Origin of the sequence: Burkholderia sp. BCC1977 (assembly GCF_905339595.1) — a bacterium.
Taxonomy (GTDB): Bacteria; Pseudomonadota; Gammaproteobacteria; order Burkholderiales; family Burkholderiaceae; genus Burkholderia.
Genome location: NZ_CAJPGQ010000018.1, coordinates 1 through 21511 on the forward strand (window position 1 = coordinate 1; position 21511 = coordinate 21511).

The 21511-nt window shown below is 68.0% G+C and carries 20 protein-coding genes; 10 read left to right on the top strand and 10 right to left on the bottom strand.

Annotation, left to right across the window (positions count from 1 at the left end; genetic code table 11):
• Nucleotides 1–114: 114 nt before the first annotated feature.
• The 3 genes from U5771_RS16650 to rbsK are packed head-to-tail and all read right to left on the bottom strand — an operon-like array spanning nucleotide 115 to nucleotide 3415.
• The gene (locus U5771_RS16650; RefSeq protein WP_322024983.1) at nucleotides 115–1062 is read right to left on the bottom strand and encodes a dihydrodipicolinate synthase family protein; all 948 of its coding nucleotides are present in this window, start codon (nucleotides 1060–1062) and stop codon (nucleotides 115–117) included.
• A gap of 45 nt (nucleotides 1063–1107) precedes the next feature.
• Nucleotides 1108–2427: an MFS transporter gene (locus U5771_RS16655; protein WP_322024984.1), complete on the bottom strand. Its 1320-nt coding sequence runs from the start codon at nucleotides 2425–2427 to the stop codon at nucleotides 1108–1110.
• Between the two features lie 58 nt (nucleotides 2428–2485).
• Nucleotides 2486–3415 carry a ribokinase gene (gene rbsK, locus U5771_RS16660; RefSeq protein WP_322024985.1) on the bottom strand — a complete coding sequence of 310 codons (930 nt, stop codon included), beginning with the start codon at nucleotides 3413–3415 and terminating at the stop codon, nucleotides 2486–2488.
• 238 nt (nucleotides 3416–3653) lie between these two features.
• Between rbsK and U5771_RS16665 the strand changes: the two genes are divergently transcribed.
• Entirely contained in the window at nucleotides 3654–4724 is a 1071-nt protein-coding gene (locus tag U5771_RS16665; RefSeq protein ID WP_322024986.1) for a LacI family DNA-binding transcriptional regulator, read from the top strand.
• Between the two features lie 60 nt (nucleotides 4725–4784).
• Here U5771_RS16665 and aroC read toward each other — a convergent pair whose 3' ends face one another.
• From aroC to U5771_RS16680, 3 genes are all read right to left on the bottom strand, one after another.
• Nucleotides 4785–5885: a chorismate synthase gene (gene aroC / locus U5771_RS16670; RefSeq protein ID WP_322024987.1), complete on the bottom strand. Its 1101-nt coding sequence runs from the start codon at nucleotides 5883–5885 to the stop codon at nucleotides 4785–4787.
• Between the two features lie 273 nt (nucleotides 5886–6158).
• Entirely contained in the window at nucleotides 6159–8093 is a 1935-nt protein-coding gene (locus tag U5771_RS16675) for an MFS transporter (RefSeq protein ID WP_322024988.1), read from the bottom strand.
• A gap of 139 nt (nucleotides 8094–8232) precedes the next feature.
• The gene (locus tag U5771_RS16680) at nucleotides 8233–8688 is read right to left on the bottom strand and encodes a CBS domain-containing protein (RefSeq protein ID WP_044846066.1); all 456 of its coding nucleotides are present in this window, start codon (nucleotides 8686–8688) and stop codon (nucleotides 8233–8235) included.
• A gap of 159 nt (nucleotides 8689–8847) precedes the next feature.
• Between U5771_RS16680 and U5771_RS16685 the strand changes: the two genes are divergently transcribed.
• Nucleotides 8848–9165: an Mpo1-like protein gene (locus U5771_RS16685; RefSeq protein ID WP_044846067.1), complete on the top strand. Its 318-nt coding sequence runs from the start codon at nucleotides 8848–8850 to the stop codon at nucleotides 9163–9165.
• Between the two features lie 18 nt (nucleotides 9166–9183).
• Here the strand turns inward: U5771_RS16685 and U5771_RS16690 are convergent, their stop codons facing one another.
• Entirely contained in the window at nucleotides 9184–10515 is a 1332-nt protein-coding gene (locus U5771_RS16690; protein WP_322024989.1) for a YihY family inner membrane protein, read from the bottom strand.
• A 144-nt stretch (nucleotides 10516–10659) separates the two neighbouring features.
• On the opposite strand from U5771_RS16690, the gene wrbA reads away from it, so the two are divergent.
• From wrbA to U5771_RS16710, 4 genes are read left to right on the top strand one after another with little or no spacing between them, the layout of a single operon-like run.
• Entirely contained in the window at nucleotides 10660–11280 is a 621-nt protein-coding gene (gene wrbA, locus U5771_RS16695; protein WP_322024990.1) for an NAD(P)H:quinone oxidoreductase, read from the top strand.
• Nucleotides 11277–11678, top strand: coding sequence for a DUF2069 domain-containing protein (locus U5771_RS16700; protein ID WP_322024991.1), 402 nt, complete (start codon nucleotides 11277–11279; stop codon nucleotides 11676–11678). The genes wrbA and U5771_RS16700 overlap by 4 nt, the downstream gene beginning before the upstream one ends.
• A gap of 20 nt (nucleotides 11679–11698) precedes the next feature.
• A complete protein-coding gene (locus tag U5771_RS16705) occupies nucleotides 11699–13120 on the top strand; it encodes an FAD-binding oxidoreductase (RefSeq protein WP_322025086.1) in 1422 nt (473 codons plus the stop codon).
• Between the two features lie 26 nt (nucleotides 13121–13146).
• Nucleotides 13147–13974 (top strand): metallophosphoesterase, encoded by an 828-nt coding sequence (locus U5771_RS16710; RefSeq protein ID WP_322024992.1) that lies wholly within the window; start codon nucleotides 13147–13149, stop codon nucleotides 13972–13974.
• Between the two features lie 56 nt (nucleotides 13975–14030).
• On the opposite strand, the gene U5771_RS16715 is transcribed toward U5771_RS16710, so the two are convergent.
• Together U5771_RS16715 and U5771_RS16720 are read right to left on the bottom strand one after the other, a co-directional pair.
• Nucleotides 14031–14195, bottom strand: a complete 165-nt coding sequence (locus U5771_RS16715; protein WP_322024993.1) for a hypothetical protein — start codon at nucleotides 14193–14195, stop codon at nucleotides 14031–14033.
• Between the two features lie 125 nt (nucleotides 14196–14320).
• Nucleotides 14321–15262 (bottom strand): LysR family transcriptional regulator, encoded by a 942-nt coding sequence (locus tag U5771_RS16720; RefSeq protein ID WP_322024994.1) that lies wholly within the window; start codon nucleotides 15260–15262, stop codon nucleotides 14321–14323.
• Nucleotides 15263–15419: 157 nt separating this feature from the next.
• On the opposite strand from U5771_RS16720, the gene U5771_RS16725 reads away from it, so the two are divergent.
• The 4 genes from U5771_RS16725 to U5771_RS16740 are packed head-to-tail and all read left to right on the top strand — an operon-like array spanning nucleotide 15420 to nucleotide 20320.
• Nucleotides 15420–17015, top strand: coding sequence for an efflux transporter outer membrane subunit (locus U5771_RS16725; RefSeq protein WP_322024995.1), 1596 nt, complete (start codon nucleotides 15420–15422; stop codon nucleotides 17013–17015).
• Nucleotides 17016–17030: 15 nt separating this feature from the next.
• Nucleotides 17031–19232, top strand: coding sequence for an FUSC family protein (locus U5771_RS16730; protein WP_322024996.1), 2202 nt, complete (start codon nucleotides 17031–17033; stop codon nucleotides 19230–19232).
• On the top strand, nucleotides 19229–19432 hold the full coding sequence (locus U5771_RS16735) for a DUF1656 domain-containing protein (protein ID WP_011351756.1): 204 nt from the start codon (nucleotides 19229–19231) through the stop codon (nucleotides 19430–19432). The genes U5771_RS16730 and U5771_RS16735 overlap by 4 nt, the downstream gene beginning before the upstream one ends.
• Before the next feature lie 12 nt (nucleotides 19433–19444).
• Nucleotides 19445–20320 carry an HlyD family secretion protein gene (locus tag U5771_RS16740; RefSeq protein ID WP_047900486.1) on the top strand — a complete coding sequence of 292 codons (876 nt, stop codon included), beginning with the start codon at nucleotides 19445–19447 and terminating at the stop codon, nucleotides 20318–20320.
• A 36-nt stretch (nucleotides 20321–20356) separates the two neighbouring features.
• On the opposite strand, the gene U5771_RS16745 is transcribed toward U5771_RS16740, so the two are convergent.
• Nucleotides 20357–21385, bottom strand: a complete 1029-nt coding sequence (locus tag U5771_RS16745; RefSeq protein ID WP_322024997.1) for an EpsG family protein — start codon at nucleotides 21383–21385, stop codon at nucleotides 20357–20359.
• Nucleotides 21386–21511 lie beyond the last annotated feature (126 nt).

A 21511-nucleotide genomic window follows, 5' to 3' on the forward strand; every position in this document is an offset into this window, starting at 1 on the left:
GACCTGCCGAAAGACGCCGCCTCGCGCGGCGTTTTTTTCGCCGGTTCCGCATTCGACACCGCCCCGCCCTCCATCGGGCGCGCGATTCATGCACCGCGCCCCGCATCGGCTGCACTAGCGCGCCGCGATCCGCCGACGGAAATGCTCGGTACCGGACACGATCTTGTCGAGCACCGCGTCGAGCGCCCAGAACCGTTCGCGCACGTCGTAGTCGATCGCACGGCAACGAATCGATCCGAACGTGCCGATCCGTTGATGATAGAGCTTCGCGAGCGCCGGGTAGCCCAGCGCTTCCGACACCGCCGACAGCACCAGGAACGTCGACAACTCGTCGGCAAGCGCCGGATCCGAGTCGCCCTGCGTGCGCAACCATCGATACAGGTCGGGATGGAAGTTGGTGAACACGCCGTTGAAGCCGGCGGAGCCCGCCTTCATCGCATCCCATGCGATCGCGGCATTCGCATTCAGGATCTTCAGCGGCGACCCCGCGGCGAGTGCGACGCGTCGCTTCACCGTCTCCAGGTCGCAGCTCACGTCCTTCAACATCACGAAGCGGCCCGTGTCGATGCACGCACGCAGTTCATCATCGGACAGCAGTCGCCGATAAGGCGCCGGACATTCGTACAAACCGAGCGGCAGATCCGACGGCAACCGGGCGAGCAGCTTGTGAAGATGGTCGAGCAGCGCGGCGCTGCCCTTGCGCTGCGGATCGAGGCGGTTGGTCACGAGCACGACGCCTTGCGCACCCGATTCCGCCGCGGCACGCAGCTCGGCGGCCTGCGCATCCAGATCGTCGCTGATATGGCCGGACGCGACGACGGGCACGCGCCCGGCCACCCGCTCGACCACGAAACGCGCGAGTTGCGCACGTTCGGCAAGGCTCAGGAATTGCATCTCGCTCGATTGCGCGACCGCGAACAGCGCATCCGAGCCGTGCGCCAGATACCATTCGATGAGTCGCTCGAGGCCCGCGTAGTCGATCTCGCCCGCGTCGTCGAACGGCGTCAGCATCACCGGTACGATCCCCTCGATGGTCGCGGTCGATTGCTGATGTGGTTGCATCTGTTTCTCCTTCCTTCAGTGAATACAGGGGTGTAGCCGACGGACTCAGGCCGGCAGCGGCCCGGGCGCGGCGCTTGCGGACTGCTCGGGAATCGGTTTGCGCACCAGCAGCAGGTAAGCCATCGCGCCGGCGAATGCGATTGCCGCGGCCGTCAGCAGCGCCGGCACGAACGACCACTTCTGCGCGATGACACCCGTCACGATCGGCGCAAGCGCACCGCCGATGAAACCGCCGAAATTCTGGATCGCGCCGAGCGATGCGACGCGGCTCGGCGGGGCGGCCGCCGTCGCGAGCGCCCACGAGCACGCCGATGCCGCATTGGCGAGAAAGATCACGACCGAAATGCAGGCGAGCGCGACCGTGTTGCTCTGCACGAGTGCGGCCGGAATCGTGAACGCGACCATCCCGAGCATCGCGACGACCACCGCATTGCGCCGGCTCACGACCGGCGAGCGGCTGCGGCGCGTCACCAGATCCGACAGCCAGCCGGCAACGAGCGAACCGACGAATCCGCACAGGAACGGCACGGACGCCGCAAACCCGGTGCGAATGAGGCTCATGTGACGCTCCATCGTCAGGTACCCCGGCAGCCAGGTCAGGTAGACCCAGTTCAGATACACGGAACCGAAGAAGCCGATCAGCATGCCCCAGGTCGTGCCGTGCGAGAACAGGCTGCGCCAGTCGGCGAAGGTCAGTTTCGGCATCGCGACGGATGTTTGCGCATCGGCATCGAGATACCCGCGTTCCGCCGCCGTCAATTGCGCGCGCGCCGGATCGCGGTACAGCGCAAACCAGACGACGGCGACGACGAGGCCGAGCGCCCCCGTCACGACGAATGCCCAGCGCCAGTTGAACGATGCGACGAGCACCGCCAGCAGCAATGGCGCGAGCGCGGTGCCGAGCGGCGACGCCGCGTTGAAGATCCCGGTCGGCGTACCGCGTGCACGCAACGGAAACCAGTTGCTCACCACCCGCGCCGCCGACGGGAACTGCGGCGCCTCACCGATGCCGAGCACGATGCGCGCGACGATGAACCAGCCGAAGGTGGACACGATGCCGCCCGCTGCCTGCGCGAACGACCAGACGATCAGCCCGATGCCGAGCAGCCGGCGCGGTCCGATGCGATCGACGAGTCCGCCGACCGGGAACTGGCACAGCGCATAGCTCCACGAGAATGCCGACAGCAGCAACCCCATCTGCGAAAGCGACAGCCCGAGATCGCCCCGGATTGCCGAGCTCGCGACGGCCAGCGTGCCGCGGTCGAGATAATTGACGATCCCGCTCGCCATCAGCAGCGCGAGCGCGATACGTTGTCCGCGCCGGATACGTGGCGGCGCAGGCGGAACAGCGTGGTCTTCGTACATTGCGTTTGTCTCCATGTCTTGGTTGAGTGCCGGCCTGGCCTTTCCGTCGTCGCGGAATCTAGACGGCCATGCGTTCCACTTCTTCGCGTGTCGGAATCGACGTCTGTGCGCCGTAGCGCGTGACGCTGATCGCGGCCGCACGCTGGCCGAACGCGATCGCGTCGTCCATCGACGCACCGCTCGCCCGGGCGGCCGCGAAGCCGCCGACGAAGGTGTCGCCGGCCGCCGTCGTATCGACGGCGACCACCGCCATTGCCCGATGGCGGCCGTTCCCTGCGCTGCCGCGCCAGCAGACGCCGCGCGCGCCCAGCGTGACCAGCACGTTGCCGACACCCTTCGCGCACAGCGCATCGGCGGCCCGCACCGCTGCGGCATCGTCGCCGACGGCGATGCCGGTCAGCGACTCCGCTTCCGTTTCGTTGACGACGAGGTAGTCGATCCGGGCCAGCAAGGCGTCGAACAGCGGCCGTGCGGGCGCCGGATTGAGCAGCACCGGCGTCCGCTGTGCGATCGCACTGCCGATGGCGCGTGCAACGGTCTCGATCGGCACCTCGAGCTGGCACACCATCAGCGCCGCCCCGGCGATCGCGTCGCGCGCCCGATCGATCAATTCGGCATCGAGACGCGCGTTTGCACCGGGCACGACAACGATGCTGTTCGCCCCGTGCGCATCGACCGTGATCGTCGCGACCCCGGTTGCCTCGCCGTCGATCCGGTGCAGGTGCGTCACGTCGATGCGTTCCGCCGCCAGTGCATCGTGCAGACGTGCGCCGAATGCGTCGTTGCCGACGCAGCCGATCATCGCGACCGATGCACCGAGACGGGCCGCCGCCACCGCCTGGTTCGCGCCCTTGCCGCCGTGAACGGTCTGGAACGTGGTGCCGAGCAGCGTTTCGCCCGGCACGGGCAGCCGCGGCGCATGCGTGACGAGGTCGACGTTGATGCTGCCGACGACCGCGATTCGAGGTGGTTTTGCGTGGGTCATCATCAAATGTAATCGCTTACATTTTCGACGGACAAAATGGCCCGAAAGGCCGTCGTCGACGAAAACTTCACAACACGGTAGAAACTTGTGTCTGACATAATACGGAGTAGCATCAAGATAGCGCTTACATTCGCACAGGCGAGACCGGGAATGCAAGCGGGACCACGACGAATCGAGGGTAAACGATGGCGTTTTTGACTACGCGCGAAGCCTGCGGGACAGCCGCGCCCGGAGATGATCGATGAACACGCCTCCATCCGGCGGCGGCGCGGCTCGCGCACGCCGCGGCAGCGGCCGGTCGGTGCTCGGGGACGTCGCGAAACTCGCCGGCGTGTCGACCGCGACCGTTTCGCGCGTCTACAACGATCCCGGCAAGGTCTCGGCCGACGTCCAGCAACGCGTGCGCGACGCGGCACGCGCACTGAACTGGATTCCCAACGCAGCCGGCCGCGCACTCGCCTCCACGCGCACCCACATCACGGGGGCGATCATCCCGACGCTCGACGACCAGGTGTTCGCGTCGCAGGTAGCGGGCATGCAGGCGGTCATGGCCGAGCACGGCATCACCCTGTTCCTGGGCTGCTCGAATTACGATCCGGCGCAGGCGCTCGCGCAGGTGCGCGCGATGCTGTCGCGCGGCGTCGAAGCCGTGTCGCTGGTCGGTGAAGCCTATCCGCCGGAAGTATTCGAACTGCTCGACCTGCATCGGGTGCCGTATGTCGTCACCTACGCTTACCGCGACGACAGCCCGCACTGCTGCATCGGCTTCGACAACCGCGCGGCATTCGCGCGGCTGACCACGCACCTGCTCGACCTCGGGCATCGCGATTTCGCGATCATCATGCAGCCTTCGGCGGACAACGACCGTGTGCAGGCCCGCCTGCGCGGCATTCACGACACGCTCGCCGCGCGCGGGCTCGCGGTCCGGCCGGTCCACCAGCATGAGGGCACTGCCACGATCGCGTTCGGGCGGGCTAGCCTGCGCGCGATCGCCGACAGCGGGGCGACGCGCCCGACGGCCGTGATCTGCGGCAACGACGCGCTCGCGCTCGGCGCCCTGCTCGAGGCGCAGACACTGGGCATCGATGTGCCTTCGCAGCTGTCGATCACCGGCTTCGACGATGTCGCGCTGGCGCGCGAAATCCGGCCGGCGCTGACGACGATGTGGGTCGACACCGATGCGATCGGCCGCAAGGCCGCCCGCGCGTTGCTCGACGCACTCGAGAACGGCGCAGCCGGGCCCGGTTGGGCGGTATTGCCGGAGTTGCGGGTGCGCGAATCGGCCGCGCCGCCGGATTCCGCGGCCCAATGAAAACGGGGCGCCCCAGGCGCCCCGTTTCGCATCGAACCGGCGCATGCCGGCCCCATTGCTTCAGGTCGCGCTGCCCGCGATCTTCGGCGTCGGCGTCTCGACGTCGCCGCACTGCGCGCGATGGCGCAGCGCGTGGTCGATCAGCACCAGCGCGAGCATCGACTCGGCGATCGGCGTCGCGCGAATGCCGACGCACGGGTCGTGGCGGCCGAAGGTTTCGACCGTCGCTTCTTCGCCAGCCTTCGTGATCGATCGGCGCGGCGTGCGGATGCTCGACGTCGGCTTGATCGCGATCGACACGGTGAGGTCCTGCCCGGTCGAAATCCCGCCAAGCACCCCGCCCGCATGGTTGCCGACGAAGCCCGCCGGCGTCAGTTCGTCGCCGTGCACCGAGCCGCGCTGCGCGACGCTGTCGAAGCCCGCGCCGATCTCGACACCCTTCACCGCGTTGATGCTCATCATCGCCTTCGCGATGTCCGCATCGAGACGGTCGAATACCGGCTCGCCCCAGCCGACCGGCACGCCCGACGCGACGACGTCGATGCGCGCGCCGATCGAATCGCCGTCCTTGCGCAGCGCGTCCATGTAGGCTTCCAGCTCCGGAACGATCGTCGCGTTCGGCGAGAAGAACGGGTTCTCGCGGACGTGCGACCAGTCGACGAACGGCACGTCGATCTCGCCGAGACCGCTCATGTAGCCGCGCACCTCGACGCCGAAGCGCTCGCGCAGCCACTTCTTCGCGACCGCGCCCGCGCCGACGATCGGCGCGGTCAGGCGCGCGGACGAGCGGCCGCCGCCGCGGTAGTCGCGGATGCCGTACTTCTGCCAGTAGGTGTAGTCGGCATGGCCGGGACGGAACGTCTCGACGATGTTGCCGTAGTCCTTGCTGCGCTGGTCGGTGTTGCGGATCAGCAGCGCGATCGGCGTGCCGGTCGTCACGCCTTCGAACACGCCGGACAGGATCTCGACCTCGTCGGCCTCCTGGCGCTGCGTCACGTGCCGCGACGTACCGGGCTTGCGGCGATCGAGCTCGACCTGGATGTCCGCTTCGGTCAGCCCCATTCCCGGCGGGCAGCCGTCGATCACGCAGCCGATCGCGGGACCGTGCGATTCGCCGAAGGTCGTGACAGTGAAAAGTGTGCCGAGGGTATTGCCGGACATGATGGAACCGCCCAAAGAGAAATGGACACGCAAACACAAGCCTGCCGGAATATAGACAGGTCCATAACTTGCGGGTCGTGGAATATAGACAAGCCTATATTATGCCAGCCGTCCCGCCGACGCGGGACCTGTGCGGCACGGCACGCGCAGCGCACCGTGGAGCGGGCAAGCCGGCGCCGTCATGCCGATGAAGCCGGCTCACCCGATCGCACCGAGCCGCCGGCGGAGCCGGACATCGCAGCACGGCGCAGCCTGCCGTCGGCCGACCCTGCTCTATTTGCGCGCGCCGCGCAACTCGGTCACCGCGGCCTGCAGTGCCTCGGGCGTCGCGACCGAGGCCGGGATCGGCTCGCCGACCGCGAGCGTCAGCCGGCTCATCACGCCGCGCTTGATGGGCCGCGGCATGCGCGCATCGGCATGACGGGAGAAATAGCTGCCCCACAGCCCGCGCAGCGCCATCGGAATCACGGGCGCCGGCGTACGGCCCAGGATCTCGGTGATGCCGTGGTGGAACGTGTTGATGTCGCCCGTCTTGGTCAGCTTGCCCTCGGGGAAGATGCACACGAGTTCGCCTTCCTTCAGCGCGGCCTCGCATGCGTCGTACGCACGCGCAAGCATGTCGGGATCCTCGTGGCGCGGCGCGATCGGAATCGCCTTCGCATGCCGGAACACCCAGCTCGCGAAGCGCGTCCTGAAGATCCGGTGATCCATCACGAACCGGATCGGCCGCGGGCTCGCGGCGGCCAGCACCAGCGCATCGACGTAGCTCACGTGGTTGCACACAAGCACGGCCGCGCCCTCTTCCGGGATCCGCTCCGCATGCACGAGGCGAATCCGGTAGAACGTGTGCACCAGCACCCACGCGACGAAGCGCAGCAGGAACTCGGGGACGAGCAGGTAGATATACGTCGCGACCACGACGTTCAGCAGCGCGGTGACGAGGAACAGGCCCGGGATGTCGACGCCGGCCTTGGTCAGCCCCATCGCCAACAGCGCCGACAGGATCATGAACAGCGCGTTCAGGATGTTGTTCGCGGCGATGATCCGCGCACGGTGGGTCGGCGCGCTGCGGCTCTGGATCAGCGCATACAGCGGCACGCTGTAGAAGCCGCCGAACATCGCGAGCAGGAACAGGTCGGCCAGGATGCGCCAGTGGCGCGCACCGGCCAGGAATTCCCCGACCGACAGCAGATGGCCGGGCGACGGCAGCGAGCGGCTCGCGAAGTACAGCTCGATCGCGAACACGCTGATGCCGATCGAGCCGAGCGGCACGAGGCCGATCTCGACGCGCCGCTGCGACAGCCGCTCGCACAGCAGCGAGCCGAGGCCGATTCCGACCGAGAACGTCGCGAGCAGGATCGTGACGACGTCGGGGCTCGCGGACAGCACGTCCTTCGCGAAATTGAAGAACGACGTGAGGAACGTCGCGCCGACGAACCACAGCCACGAGATGCCGAGCAGGCTCAGGAACACGGTGCGGTTCTGCCGCGCGAGCCCGAGGTTGCGCCACGTTTCGCTGAACGGGTTCCAGTTGATCACGAGATCCGGCTGCGGCGCGGGCGTCGGCGGCACGCGCTGCGCGACGAGCCGCCCCGCGAACGCGATGACGACGACGCTGACGGCCAGCACGCGCTCGCCGCTGCCTTCGATGCCCGCGGCCGCGCCGCCGATGATCGTCCCGATCAGGATCGCGATGAACGTGCCCATCTCGACGAGGCCGTTGCCGCCGACCAGCTCATGGTCGCCGAGATGCTGCGGCAGGTACGAATACTTGACGGGGCCGAACAGCGTCGAGTGCATCCCCATCATGAACGTGCACAGATACAGCAGCGTCGCGCTGTGCGTGACGAAGCCGGCCGCGCCGACCAGCATCAGCACGATCTCGAAGGTCTTCACGAAGCGCGTGAGCGTCGCCTTGTCGTATTTGTCGGCGATCTGGCCGGAGGTGGCCGAGAACAGCACGAACGGCAAGATGAAGATCGCGGAAATCAGGAACGCGGCCGTCTTGGCGTCGACGCCGGAGAAACGCGCGGTGTGATAGGTGACGAGCGACGTGAACCCGATCTTGAACACGTTGTCGTTCAGCGCGCCCAGGAACTGGGTCGTGAAGAACGGCGCGAAACGACGCTGGCGCAACAGGTCGAACTGCGACGCGTGGGCGCGCCGTTCGCCGCGCGACGCGGAAGAGACTTGCGTGTGATCGCTCATGCGGAATACGCGCGCATCGTCTGGGCGAAGCTGCGCGGGCCTTGTGTTGTTGTCGAAAAAACGGCGGCGCAGGCTGAACCTGCGCCGCCGTGCGCCGAATGGCAGCGCCCGCGCGTCATGGCACCGGGCGCGACGAGTTTCACGGCTTCTGTGCTTCGGCTTCCGATTCCGGCCAGTCGCGGATGTACGCCTTCAGCATCCGGTTCTCGAAGCTTTGCGCCTCGACGACCGTCTTCGCGACGTCGTAGAACGAGATGACGCCCATCAGCACCTTCTTGTCGAGCACCGGCATGTAGCGCGCATGGCGCTCGAGCATCATCCGGCGCACTTCGTTGACGTCGGTTTCCGGCGTGCACGTGAGCGGCTCGTCCATCACCTTGCGCACCTGCACGTCGCCGATCGCGCCGCCGTTCACGTGCAGGCGCAGGATGATTTCGCGGAACGTCAGCATCCCGACGAGATCGCCGTACTCCATCACGACGAGCGAACCGATATCGTGTTCGGCCATCGTATCGACCGCTTCGCGCAGCGGCTTATCGGGCGTCACCGTAAACAACGTGTTGCCCTTCACTTTCAGAATATCGCTGACGCGCATCGTAGTCCCCTCATGCTTGAATGCAAAACCGCTTTCGATGCTATCGGAAAGCCTGTCAAAAGGAAAGCGCAAGCCCGCGCGGCGCGGCCGCCCCCCGCTTGCGGACACGGGCCGCCGGCCGCACAATGACCGCATGGACGGCGGCCCGAGGAGACGGCCATGGCGCATACGCATACGGAGCAATTCGCCAGCTTCGCTGATTTCTACCCGTACTACCTGAACGAACACCAGAACCTGACGTCGCGGCGGCTGCACTTCATCGGCTCGCTCGGCGTGATCGGCTGCGTCGCGATGGCGATCGCGACGGGCCACTGGCCGTGGCTGCCGGCAGCCGTCGTGTGCGGCTACGGATTCGCGTGGGTCGGACACTTCTTCTTCGAGAAGAATCGCCCCGCCACGTTCCGGCACCCGATCTACAGCCTGATGGGCGACTGGGTGATGTTCAAGGACATCTGCACCGGCAAGATTCCGCTGTAACGCCCGCCCGGCACCGCGTCACGCCGTTTTCGGCGGCCGCGCGTGCGGGTCGGGCGCCTCGCCGGGCACCGGCCCCGGCACGGTCGTCGCCGGCTGCACGCCCGTCAGCCGGTGCGCGGCGATCAGCGACGCGAGCGATACGTCGAACCGGTCGTTCGACAGCACCTCGAGCAGTGCCGCGCCTTCGACGTGGCTGCGACGCCGCTGCAGCTGGTAGGTCAGCTCGGTGCGGTCGATCACCAGCACGTCGAACAGCTGCGCCAGCGTCAGCTGCTCCGGGTTCGCCAGCAGGATGTAGCGCGGCGCCAGTTCGCCGCTGTCCAGCCGCGCGATCCATTCCCGCTCCTCCATCGTCAGCAGCAGCCGCTGCGCGGTTTCCATGTCGCAGCGCAACATGGTCGCGAGCCGCATCGCCGTATAGCCCGCCTTGCCGACCGCGCGCGCCTCGGCCAGCCGCGCGAGCAATTCGAGCGCGTCGAGCAGGTCGCTGCCCGGATAGTGGATGCGATGGAACTGGCCGACGCGGATCGCCGGCAGCGCGGACGCCACCATCGCGCCGAGCAGCGCGATGAACCAGCTCAGGTACACCCACAACAGGAACACCGGCAGCGCCGCGAACGCGCCGTATACGGCCGTATAGGTCGGAATGCGCCGGACGTAATAGCCGAAGCCACGCTTCGCGAGCTCGAACGCGATGGCGGCGAACAGCCCGCCGATCACCGCGTCGCGCCACGCGACCGTGCAGTTCGGCAGATACACGTACAGCAGCGTGAACGCGAGCACGGTCAGCGGCAGCGACACGAGCGCGAGCAGCCATTCGACGATCGACGTCGACGGCGCGGCGCCGGTGAACGCCAGCGACTGCGTGAACAGGTACGACGAGATCGACAGGCTCACGCCGAACAGCAAGGGCCCAAGCGTGATCAGCGCCCAGTACGCGAGCACGCGCTGCGCGAACGGCCGCGGCTTGCGCACCCGCCAGATCAGGTTGAACGCGGATTCGATCGTCATCATCGTCATCACCGACGTGACGACGAGCACGATCAGGCCGGCCGTCGTCAGCCCCTTGGCCTTCGACGCGAACTGGTTCAGGTACTTGAAGATCTGGACGTTGAACTGCGCGGGCATCAGGTGATCCGCGAGGAACCCCTGCAGCGAGATCTGGAACGATGCGAACATCGGGAACGCGGTGAACAGCGCGAACGCGACCGTCACGAGCGGCACGAGTGCCAGCATCGTCGTGAACGTGAGGCTGCCCGCCACTTGCGGGATGCGATCCTCGGCGCTGCGCCGGGCCGCGAACTGCGCGAGGCGCTTGAGGGTGTCGAGATCGACGCTCAACTTCGGCAAACGGTTTCTCCTTCTTGATGCCGCGCGCCCGACGGCGCGCCGCCGCCGCGCTGCGCGACGACTTCAGCCCCTATAATAGCCGCTCGATCCAGCAGGGGCCGACTGCACCGGGCATGCGCGCGGCCGCACGCGGCTCCGTCGCCCATGAAAGACATCCTCGTCCTCTATTACAGCCGTCACGGCGCCACGCGCGATCTCGCGCTCGCGATTGCAAACGGCATCGACAGCGTGCCCGGCATGCAGGCCCGCATCCGCACCGTGCCGTCCGTCTCGACGGTCTGCGAAGCCACCGCCCCCGACATCCCCGCCGACGGCCCGCCCTACGCGGAACTGCGCGATCTCGAGGAATGCGCGGGCCTCGCGCTCGGCTCGCCGACCCGCTTCGGCAACATGGCCGCCTCGCTCAAGTATTTCCTCGACGGCACGACGCCGCAATGGCTGTCGGGCGCGCTGACCGGCAAGCCGGCCTGCGTGTTCACGTCGACCGGCAGCCTGCACGGCGGCCAGGAATCGACGCTGCTGTCGATGATGCTGCCGCTGCTGCATCACGGGATGATGATCGTCGGAATCCCGTACACGGAATCCGCGCTCAGCACGACGCGCACCGGCGGCACGCCTTACGGCGCCTCGCATGTGTCGCAGCACGATCGCAGCGCGCCCGAAGGGCTGTCGGCCGACGAAAAGGCACTCGCGGCCGCGCTCGGCGTGCGGCTCGCCCGCGCGGCGGCGGCCCTCGCCGACGCCCAGGCCGCCGAGGCTGCATGAACGCGCCCGCCCGCCCCGCCGTCGGCACCGTTGCCCCCCGGCCGCACTACGCGCTGGCCGCGGCCGCGTGCCTCGTCGCGCTGATCGCGCTGTCGCTCGCGTGGGAACTGTGGCTCGCGCCGCTGCGCCCGGGCGGCTCGGCGCTGATGCTCAAGGCCGTGCCGCTCGCGCTCGCGCTACCCGGCGTCTGGCGGCGTAACATCTATACGATGCAGTGGGCGAGCATGCTGATCCTCGTCTATTTCGCCGAAGGCATCGTGCGCGGCATGTCCGACCGCGGATTGTCCGCGACGCTCGGCTGGTGCGAGACCGCGCTCGCCGTCGGCTTCTTCGTGGCCGCGCTGGCCTACGTCGCGCCGTTCAAGCGCGCGGCGAAGCGGCAGCGCGCCGCGTCCTGACCCTTACGCGACCGAACGTGATGATTTCTTCCGAAGCCTTCGTATCCGCCTGCCGCGACGCGATCGGCGCCGCACACGTGCTGACCGATCCCCACGACACCGAACCGTTCCTGACCGACTGGCGCCGCCGTTACAAGGGCAGCGCGTGCGCGGTGCTGAAGCCGGCCGATACGGCCGAAGTCGCCGCGCTCGTGCGGCTCGCGAACACGCACGGCGTCGCGCTCGTGCCGCAGGGCGGCAACACGGGCCTCGCCGGCGGCGCGACGCCCGACGCGAGTGGCGGCCAGGCAGTGCTGAGCCTCGCGCGCCTGAACCGCGTGCGGGCCCTCGATCCGCACAACAACACGATCACGGTCGACGCCGGCGTGATCCTCGCCGACGTGCAGGCGCGTGCCCGCGAAGGCGGCCGGCTGTTCGCGCTGAGCCTCGCCGCCGAAGGCAGCTGCACGATCGGCGGCAACCTGTCGACCAACGCGGGCGGCACCGCGGTGCTGCGCTACGGCAACGCACGCGAGCTGTGCCTCGGGCTCGAGGTCGTGACGCCACAGGGCGAAATCTGGGACGGGCTGCGCGGGCTGCGCAAGGACAACACCGGCTACGACCTGCGCGACCTGTTCATCGGTGCGGAAGGCACGCTCGGGATCATCACGGCGGCCGTGATGAAGCTGCATCCGCTGCCGGCCGCGCAGGTCACGGCGCTGGCCGCGCTCGAGTCGCCGCACGCGGCGCTCGACTTCCTCGCGCTCGCGCAGCGTGCGGCCGGCCCGCTGCTGACCGGCTTCGAGCTGATGTCGGACTTCTGCATGCAACTCGTCGGCAAGCACTATCCGCAACTGCGCTACCCGTTCGACCGTACGCATGCGCAGACGGTGCTGCTCGAACTGTCGGACAACGAGAGCGAAACGCATGCGCGCGCGCTGTTCGAGACACTGATGGAAAAAGCGTTCGAGGCCGGGCTCGTGGTCGACGCGGTGGTCGCGGAAAATCTCGCGCAGTCGCGCGCGTTCTGGGACCTGCGCGAACACATCCCGCTCGCGCAGGCCGACGAAGGCCTCAACATCAAGCACGACATCGCGGTGCCGATCTCGTCGGTCGCGCGCTTCATCGACGAAACCGACGCGGCGATCCAGCAGGCCGCGCCGGGTGCGCGGATGGTCACGTTCGGCCACCTCGGCGACGGCAACCTGCACTACAACGTGCAGACGCCCGAAGGCGGCGACCCGAAGGCGTTCCTCGCGGAATTCCAGAAGCCGATCAACCGCATCGTCTACGACAACGTGCACCGTCACCACGGCACGATCAGCGCGGAACACGGAATCGGCCAGTTGAAGATCGACGACGCGCAGCGCTACAAGTCGCCGGTCGAAACGGCGCTGATGCGCACGCTGAAGACCGCGCTCGATCCGCGCGGACTGATGAATCCCGGCAAGGTCCTGCGCTGAAGCCCCCCAACCCCGGAGCGATGTCCATGAGAGTCCGCGTCCTGTCCGACCTGCATCTCGAAAGCAACCAGCCCGACACGATCGCGCATGCCGACGCGGATCTCGTCGTGCTGGCCGGCGACATCCACAATCACGCGGAAGGCCTGCGCTGGGCCGCCGAGACGTTCGCCCCCGACGTGCCGGTGGTCTACGTGCCGGGCAACCACGAGTACTACGACGGCGAATTCGGCGCGCTCGAAACCGCGATGCGCGACGCCGCGCAGGCGCTCGACCACGTGCATTACCTGAACAACGGCGTGTACGTCGATCCGGCGCAGCGCTTTCGCGTGCTGGGTACGACGCTGTGGACCGATTTCTCGCTGTTCGGCGCCGACGAAGCGACCATCGCACGCTCGATCGAGGCCGGCGTGCGCGTGATGCTCGATTTCAAGGGATTGATCCAGGTGACGTGGCCGCACGACGCGGCACTGCATGCGGCGGAAGCGCCGGAGCGGGATTTCACGCCGGCCGACGCGATCGCGCTGCACCGGCAAGGCCGCGCGTGGCTGGAAGCACGGCTCGCAACGCCGTTCGAGGGCCGCACGATCGTCGTCACCCATCATGCGCCGCACCTGCGCTCGCTGGCGGAGCGTTATGCGGAAGACCTGGCGTCGGCGGGATTCGTGACGGACATGGCGGAACTCGTGCGGCCGCCCGTGGACCTGTGGATCCACGGCCACACGCATACTTCATTCGATTACGTGACCGACAGCGGCACGCACGTGGTGTGCAACCCGCGCGGCTATATCCACCGGCGCACCGGTGAGCTGGAAAATCCCGCGTTTGCGTGGGACAAAGTGGTCGAACTCGGCTGAGCGCCGGGCCATCGGGCCGCGCGATGCGGCCCTCCCCGATCTGACAGGCCGCCCGATCAGCGATCGGCGCGGCGCGATCCGTTCGACGACGGGCGCACCCGCACCGGCACGGGCACCGGCTTCATCCGTGCCTTCATCCCGCGCAGCAGATCGCGCGTCGCCGCGGCGGCAGCAGCCGCACCAAGCAGAACTCCAAGGCCGATCATCAGTTGCGTATCCATTGCGACTCCGGGTGTGGGCAGATCCAAATCTCCATGATTGAAACAGTATCAAACTGTCCGCTGTCCGTTGGTAAAAAAATGTTGCGTGAAGGACAAATCTCGTCAGATTGCGCTCGACTGCGCCGTCATGTCGCAGCCGTGAACTTCGCGAGCGCGGCTTCGTCGGCGTCCAGCGTGGCCGGCAGCTCGTCGCGCAGGAAATCGACCCAGGTGCGGATTTTCGCATCGAGGTACTGGCGCGACGGATACAAGGCGTAGATGTTCATCACGTGCGACCGGTATTCGGGCATCACGCGCACGATGTGCCCGCTGCGCAGCCCGCCGATCGCCGAATAGAGCGGCAACCCGCCGATCCCCATCCCTTCCCGCACGGCCACCGCGAGCGCCTCGGCGACGTTCACGCGAAACGGCGGCGCCGTGATCGGGATCACCTCGTCGCCGCGCGGCCCCGACAGCGACCACTCGTCGAAGTGAAAGCCGGGCGCGACCATCCCGAGACAGACGTGCTGCTCGAGATCGGCCGGCGTCTGCGGCACGCCGTGCTGCTCGACATAGCCCGGCGACGCGCACACGACGCTGTAGCTCTCGCCGAGCCGCTGCGACACGAGCCCCGAATCCGGCAGGTCGCGGCCGACGACGATCGCGACGTCGTACCCCTCGTCGAGCAGGTCGGGCATCCGCTGCGCAAGCGTCAGCTCGACGTGCACGTCCGGATAGCGCTGCCGATAGCGCGCGATGGCCGGCACCAGGTAGTGCTGCCCGAGGCTCGTGAAGCAATGCACCTTCAGCTTGCCCGACGGGCGCGCGTGCGCATCGCCCGCTTCGGCTTCGGCCTGGTCGACGTACGCGAGGATCTGCTCGCAGCGCTGCAGGTAGCGCTCGCCCGCTTCGGTCAGCGCGATCCGGCGTGTCGTCCGGTTCAGAAGGCGCGTGCGCAGGTGCGCCTCGAGATCCGACACGGCGCGCGACGCATAGGCGGTAGTCGAATTCATCTGCTGGGCGGCCGCGGTAAAGCTCCCCGCGTCGACCACGCGGACGAATACCCGCATGTTTTGTAACGTATCCATCCCATTACCCGTTTGAATCCGGGTGGATTGTTGCACAGGGGCCAACAAATATTATCTCAGGATTCGTAAAAATGACTTGCACCGTTGTCCATTTATTCAGGAATCACTGAAAAATATAATCGCATCCGAATCATCTATATCCGAAAGGGAGAAAATCGTGCGGTCTCCGGCAACAAAAGGGACGCTGGCACTGGCGGTTCTTGCAGTCTCATTAATAATGGCCGGATGCGCGAGCATGGGCGACAACAAGCCGCAGTCCGCCCGCATCGAAGCGAACGCGCTCGATGCCGGTGCCGCGATCCGCGCGGCAGACCGCGATGCGGGCTGGCCCGCGGCCGACTGGTGGCGCGCGTACCACGATCCGCAGCTCGACGCGTGGATCGCCGCCGCGCAAGCCGGCAACCCGACCCTCGCGGCCGCCGAGGCCCGCGTGCGCGAAGCGCAGGCGATGGCGCGCGTGGCCCGTTCGGCGGAGCTGCCGCAGATCAACGGCAATCTGTCGCTGATGCGCCAGCACTGGCCCGACAACGTGTACTACGGCCCGGGGCCGCTCGCCGACACCGACACGTGGAACAACACCGGCACGCTCGGCCTGTCGTACCACCTCGACCTGTGGGGCAAGGACAAGAACGCGACCGAGCGCGCGCTCGATACCGCGCATGCGACCGCGGCCGACGCACGGGCGGCGAAGCTCGAGCTCGAGGTCAACGTCGTGCGCGCGTATGTCGGCATGTCGATGAACTACGCGCTGCTCGACCTCGCGCACGAAACCTTCGAACGCCAGCGCTCGCTGGCCGATCTCGCGCGCAAGCGCCTCCAGGCCGGCCTCGGCACGCAGCTCGAAGTCAGCCAGGCCGAATCGACGCTGCCCGACTACGAGCGCCAGATCGACAGCTATGAAGAAGCGATCCAGCTCGCGCACCACCAGCTCGCCGCGCTGGCGGGCAAGGGCCCGGGCGCCGGCGACGCGATCAAGCGGCCGAGCCTGTCGCTCGACGCGCCGGCCGGCCTGCCGTCCGCGATGCCGGCCGACCTGCTCGGCCGCCGCCCGGACGTCGTCGCGGCCCGCTGGACGGTCGATGCGCAAGCCCGCGGCATCGATGTCGCGAAAGCCGCGTTCTACCCGAACATCGACCTGCTCGCGACGGTCGGCGGCTTCGGCGTGACCGCGCCGTTCACCGACTTCCTGCGGGCGATGAACGGCGGCTGGACGGCCGGCCCCGCGCTGTCGCTGCCGATCTTCGAAGGCGGCCGCCTGCGTGCGCAACTCGGAGCGGCCGACGCCGGCTACGACCAGGCGGTCGAGCGCTACAACCAGACGGTCGTCGGCGCGCTCAAGGACATCGCGGACCAGGTCGTGCGGATCCGCTCGCTCGATACGCAGAAGAAGGACGCCGCGCGTTCGGTGGCCGCCAACGACCGCAGCTACCAGCTGTCGCGCGAAGGCTTCCGCCGCGGGCTGACCGATTACGTGAACGTGCTGATCGCGCAACAGCAGTTGCTGCGCGCACAGGAGACGGCCGCCCGCATCGACGCGGAACGCCTCGCCGCGCACGCTCAGCTGATGGCCGCGCTCGGCGGCGGCGTCGAGACGGGGACGGACGTTCCCCACGACGAATCCGCCGCGGGTGCCGCCGCGCCGGCCACCGCCGCGGGTGCGAAGCCCGTCGCGGCCGTCGCCCGGCCCGCACAGGTCGCGACGGCCGGTTCAGCTGGTTCAGCCGGTTCAGCCGCCACGCCGGCCGCACGGTAACGCGGAGCGACCGTCATGTCAGCCTCCTCCCCCGCTTCCACGCACGCCGCCGGACCGCTCGCGGCCTGGTACGCCGCCTTCGGCGACTGGGCCCGCAGCGACGGCGCCGCGTGGCTCTACCTGTTCAAGGCCTTGCTCGCCGCGTTCATCGCGACCGGCGTGTCGATGCGGCTCGACCTGCCGGCGCCGAAGACGGCGATGACCACGGTGTTCATCGTGATGCAGCCGCAAAGCGGCGCGGTGCTCGCGAAGAGCTTCTACCGGGTCGCCGGCACGATCTTCGGGCTGATCGCGACGCTCACCTTCGTCGGGCTGTTCCCGCAGCAGCCGCAGCTGTTCCTGCTGGCCGTCGCGCTGTGGGTCGCGCTGTGCACGGCCGGCGCCGCGCGCAACCGCAATTTCCGCAGCTACGGCTTCCTGCTCGCCGGTTACACGACCGCGCTGATCGGTCTGCCGGCGTCGCAACACCCGGACGGCGCGTTCATGAGCGCAATGACGCGGGTCGCCGAGATCATGGTCGGGATCGTGTCGGCAGGCGTCGTCAGCGCGCTGGTGTTTCCGCAGTACACCGGCGAGCAGATGCGCACGACGGTGCGCAAGCGCTTCAGCACCTTCGTCGACTACGTCGCGGCGGCACTGTCGGGCCAGCTCGACCGCGCGCACATCGAAACCATCCATACGCGCTTCGTCGCGGACGTGGTCGGCTTCGAGGCGGCGCGCAGCATGGCCGTGTTCGAGGATCCGGACACGCGGATGCGCAGCGGCCGTCTCGCGCGCCTGAACAGCGAGTTCATGAGCGTATCGAGCCGCTTCCACGCGCTGCACCAGCTGATGAACCGGCTGCGCGCGGCCGGCGCGCAGGCCGCGATCGACGCGATCGAACCGTACTTCCGCGAGATCGCGCCGCTTCTCACGCGCAACGGCGAGCCGGTGCGCTCGTCGGTCGATGCCACGCTCGCGGCCGAACAGCTGCTCGCGTGGCGCGACGCGCTGCCGCGCCGCATCCGCGCAACGCGCGCCGCGCTCGAAACGCAGCCGGGGTTTCCGTTGCTCGACTTCGATACGGCCACCGAACTGCTGTACCGCTTCATCACGGACCTGCAGGAATACGCGGCGACCTACGCGTCGCTGTCGACCGCGACGCACGAGCGCGAACGCTGGATCGAGCGCTACGAGCCGCGCACCAACGCGACGGCGATGGTGATCGCCGCGATTCGCACCGCGACCGTGATCCTCGTGCTCGGCTGGTTCTGGATCGAGACCGCGTGGCCGAGCGGCGTGACGCTGACGCTGACGGCGGCGGCCACCTGCGCGCTCGCGTCGTCGACGCCGCGCCCGACCGCGATGTCCGCGCAGATGGGCATGGGTACCGCGCTGGCCGTCTGCACCGGCTTCCTGCTGACGTTCGGCATCTACCCGCACATCGACGGCTTCCCGCTGCTGTGCGTGGCCCTCGCGCCGCTGCTCGCGATCGGCATCTTCATGACGCTGAAGCCGAAGCTCGCCGGCTACGGAATGGGCTACCTGATCTTCTTCAGCTTTCTCGCCGGCCCGGACAACATCACGCACTACGACCCGACGAGCTTCATGAACGATGCGCTCGCGCTGGTGCTGTCGATGCTGGTCTCGGCGATCGCGTTCGCGGTGCTGTTCCCGCCGACCGCGCCGTGGCTCAAGAAGCGGCTGTTCGCCGACCTGCGCCATCAGGTGGTCGCGGCGTGCCACGCACGACTGGCCGGACTGCGCACGCGCTTCGAGAGCGGCGCGCGCGACCTGATGTACCAGGCGCACACGCTGTCGGCCGACCAGCCCGACGTGCAGCGCGACGCGCTGCGCTGGATGTTCGCGGTGCTGGAGACGGGCAACGCGGCGCTCGACCTGCGCGCCGAGCTGGCGACGCTGCCGTCGGACCCGCGCTATGCGCCGACGACCCCGTGGCGACGCGCGATCGAGACGATGCGCACCGCGCTGTCCGCACTGTTCGCCAAGCCGGACGCGGCGCGCTTCGACGCAACGCTCGCCGCGGTCAACGCCGCGATCGACGCGACCCGGCACACGCTCGATGCGTTCACGCCGTCGCGCGAGGAGCGCCACCGGCTGCAGCGCATCCTGAGTCATCTGCATTTCGTACGCACGGCGCTGCTCGATCCGGAATCGCCGCTCGAGCCGCTCAACCGCAATCGCCCCGTGCGTCCCCAACAAGGAGCCTCGTCATGATGCCGCGTGAAATCGCCATTCTCGATGCCTACATGCCCACGGTGGTCCTGATGTTCGTCCTGGGCGCGCTGGCGACCTGGGCCGTCGACCGCCTGCTCGCCTACACGGGCCTCTACCGTCTCGTCTGGCACCCGTCGCTGTTCCGCGCGTGCCTTCTCGTCTGCATTTGTGGCGGACTGAGTCTTGCCGTTTACCGTTGATTCCGAACCATCATGATTCTCAGAAAACTCTTCGGCTTCGTCGCGACCGCCGTCATCCTTCTCGTCGCGATCCTGATCGGGCGCTCGCTGTGGGTGCACTACATGGACGATCCGTGGACGCGCGACGGGCGCGTCCGTGCCGAGATCGTCAACGTCGCGCCGGACGTGTCGGGCGCGATCGTCGAGCTGCCCGTGCATGACAACCAGCTCGTGAAAAAAGGCGACCTGATCATGCAGATCGACCCGTCGCACTACCAGATCGCCGTCGAGCAGGCGCAGGCGGCCGTCGCCGCCCGCCGCGCGGAACTGCAGATGCGCCGCGACGACGCGGCCCGTCGTGCCGACCTCGACGCGCTCGTCGTGTCGAAGGAAAACCGCGAGAACGCGGCGCACAGCGCGTCGAGCGCCGATGCGCAGTACCAGCAGGCGATCGCCGCGCTCGACGCCGCGAAGCTCAATCTCGAACGCACGCGCGTGGTCGCACCGGTCGACGGCTACATCACGAACCTGCAGACGTTCAAGGGCAACTACGCGGTGGCCGGCCAGGCGAAGCTCGCGATCGTCGACAGCCACTCGTTCTGGGTCTACGGCTACTTCGAGGAAACCAAGCTGCCGCGCGTGAAGGTCGGCGCGCCGGCCGAGATGCGGCTGATGAGCGGCGGCGTGATGAAGGGCCATGTCGAGAGCATCTCGCGCGGCATCTACGATCGCGACAACCCGCAAAGCCGCGACCTCGTCGCGGATGTGAACCCGACCTTCAACTGGGTGCGCCTCGCGCAGCGCGTGCCGGTGCGCATCCGTATCGACGAAGTGCCGGCCGACGTGGTGCTGTCGGCAGGCACGACCTGCACGGTCATCATCGATCCGGACAAGCAGAAGAAGTCGTGAAGAGGCTCCGGCCCGGCGGCGCCCCGCCCGGCCGCGTCATTCCCAGAAGAACCGGTAAGGCAGGAACGGCGACGGGCCGAGCCCGTATTCGCCGAGCATGTTGCGCAGTCGCATCGCAAAACCGACGGCGCCGATCACGACCAGTGCGACGATCACATGCCGGCGCCGGATGCCCGGCACGTGTTGCAGCGGCACGAACTGGCAGCCCATCGCAAACAGCACGAGCCACTGGAAACGCAGCCCGGCGTAGCTGACCCGCGCGAGCGCGAAGCTCGCGATCTCGCAGACGAACAGGAACACGAGCGTGCGCGGCATGCGCGCCAGCAGTACCCACCCGGCGGCGAGCGTCAGCAACGCAAGCACGAGCGGCGCGCTGCCCGACATCTGCGCGGGCGGCGTGAACGCCGCGTAGAGGCCGACCTTCGCGAGCAGCGCGTCGTGATGCATCGCGAACAGCACGCCGCCGATCGCGACCGCCAGCCCCGCATAACGCAGCAGGCGCAACCGTCGGACCTGCAGCAGCACGACGAGCAGCACCGCCGACGCATGCATGCCGGTCGCCGCGGCCGCGAATGCGATCGACGCGACGCGCCGCCTGCGCGCCCATTCATCCGACGCGAGCTTCGCGACGCAGAACGCGACACCGTAGCGCAAGCCGCTCATCGCCATGTCGTAGAAGAACAGCGGAAAGATCAGCGTGGCGAACACGCACGCGTCCTCGGCGCTCCGGCCGAACGCGGCGACGCACGCGACGACGACCAGCAGCGACAGGATCGCCGTCGCGACACGCGGATCGTGTCCGAGCCAGTCGAGCGCGCGCACGAGCCAGACGAAGCCCGGTTCGAGCGTGCGCGGCACGACCTTCAGGTTGCCGCTCCAGATGCCGGCGATGATGTCGTGGTAGATCGCCGTGTCGGTGCCCGTCCGGCCCCGCAGCACGGCGAACGAGGCGGCCGGCGCGATCCCCGCCGCGAGCCATCGCCACGCGGCCGCGCGCGTACGCAGCCCGATCGCGGCGGACGCGAGCATGCACAGGTACCCCGTCAGGTAAATCGTCATTGTCATTGTTATGACCCGCTCGGCGTGCGGTCGCACCGCGGTCGGCGTGCACGCGCCGCGGGTTCTGGCCCCCAGCTGTTTGGAAGCGCATTGTAAGGGATTGCGCACGGGCCGGCTGCCGGGTTCGTCACC

Bases quoted from the DNA above. Each gene is read 5' to 3' on its own strand.
- rbsK (WP_322024985.1), bottom strand. From the start codon at position 3,415: ATGATGACCCACGCAAAACCACCTCGAATCGCGGTCGTCGGCAGCATC.
- U5771_RS16715 (WP_322024993.1), bottom strand. From the start codon at position 14,195: ATGGATACGCAACTGATGATCGGCCTTGGAGTTCTGCTTGGTGCGGCT.
- U5771_RS16675 (WP_322024988.1), bottom strand. From the start codon at position 8,093: ATGAGCGATCACACGCAAGTCTCTTCCGCGTCGCGCGGCGAACGGCGC.
- U5771_RS16720 (WP_322024994.1), bottom strand. From the start codon at position 15,262: ATGGATACGTTACAAAACATGCGGGTATTCGTCCGCGTGGTCGACGCG.
- wrbA (WP_322024990.1), top strand. From the start codon at position 10,660: ATGAAAGACATCCTCGTCCTCTATTACAGCCGTCACGGCGCCACGCGC.
- U5771_RS16650 (WP_322024983.1), bottom strand. From the start codon at position 1,062: ATGCAACCACATCAGCAATCGACCGCGACCATCGAGGGGATCGTACCG.
- U5771_RS16745 (WP_322024997.1), bottom strand. From the start codon at position 21,385: ATGACAATGACGATTTACCTGACGGGGTACCTGTGCATGCTCGCGTCC.
- U5771_RS16710 (WP_322024992.1), top strand. From the start codon at position 13,147: ATGAGAGTCCGCGTCCTGTCCGACCTGCATCTCGAAAGCAACCAGCCC.
- U5771_RS16685 (WP_044846067.1), top strand. From the start codon at position 8,848: ATGGCGCATACGCATACGGAGCAATTCGCCAGCTTCGCTGATTTCTAC.
- U5771_RS16705 (WP_322025086.1), top strand. From the start codon at position 11,699: ATGATTTCTTCCGAAGCCTTCGTATCCGCCTGCCGCGACGCGATCGGC.
- U5771_RS16655 (WP_322024984.1), bottom strand. From the start codon at position 2,427: ATGTACGAAGACCACGCTGTTCCGCCTGCGCCGCCACGTATCCGGCGC.
- U5771_RS16735 (WP_011351756.1), top strand. From the start codon at position 19,229: ATGATGCCGCGTGAAATCGCCATTCTCGATGCCTACATGCCCACGGTG.
- U5771_RS16740 (WP_047900486.1), top strand. From the start codon at position 19,445: ATGATTCTCAGAAAACTCTTCGGCTTCGTCGCGACCGCCGTCATCCTT.
- U5771_RS16680 (WP_044846066.1), bottom strand. From the start codon at position 8,688: ATGCGCGTCAGCGATATTCTGAAAGTGAAGGGCAACACGTTGTTTACG.
- U5771_RS16730 (WP_322024996.1), top strand. From the start codon at position 17,031: ATGTCAGCCTCCTCCCCCGCTTCCACGCACGCCGCCGGACCGCTCGCG.
- aroC (WP_322024987.1), bottom strand. From the start codon at position 5,885: ATGTCCGGCAATACCCTCGGCACACTTTTCACTGTCACGACCTTCGGC.
- U5771_RS16700 (WP_322024991.1), top strand. From the start codon at position 11,277: ATGAACGCGCCCGCCCGCCCCGCCGTCGGCACCGTTGCCCCCCGGCCG.
- U5771_RS16665 (WP_322024986.1), top strand. From the start codon at position 3,654: ATGAACACGCCTCCATCCGGCGGCGGCGCGGCTCGCGCACGCCGCGGC.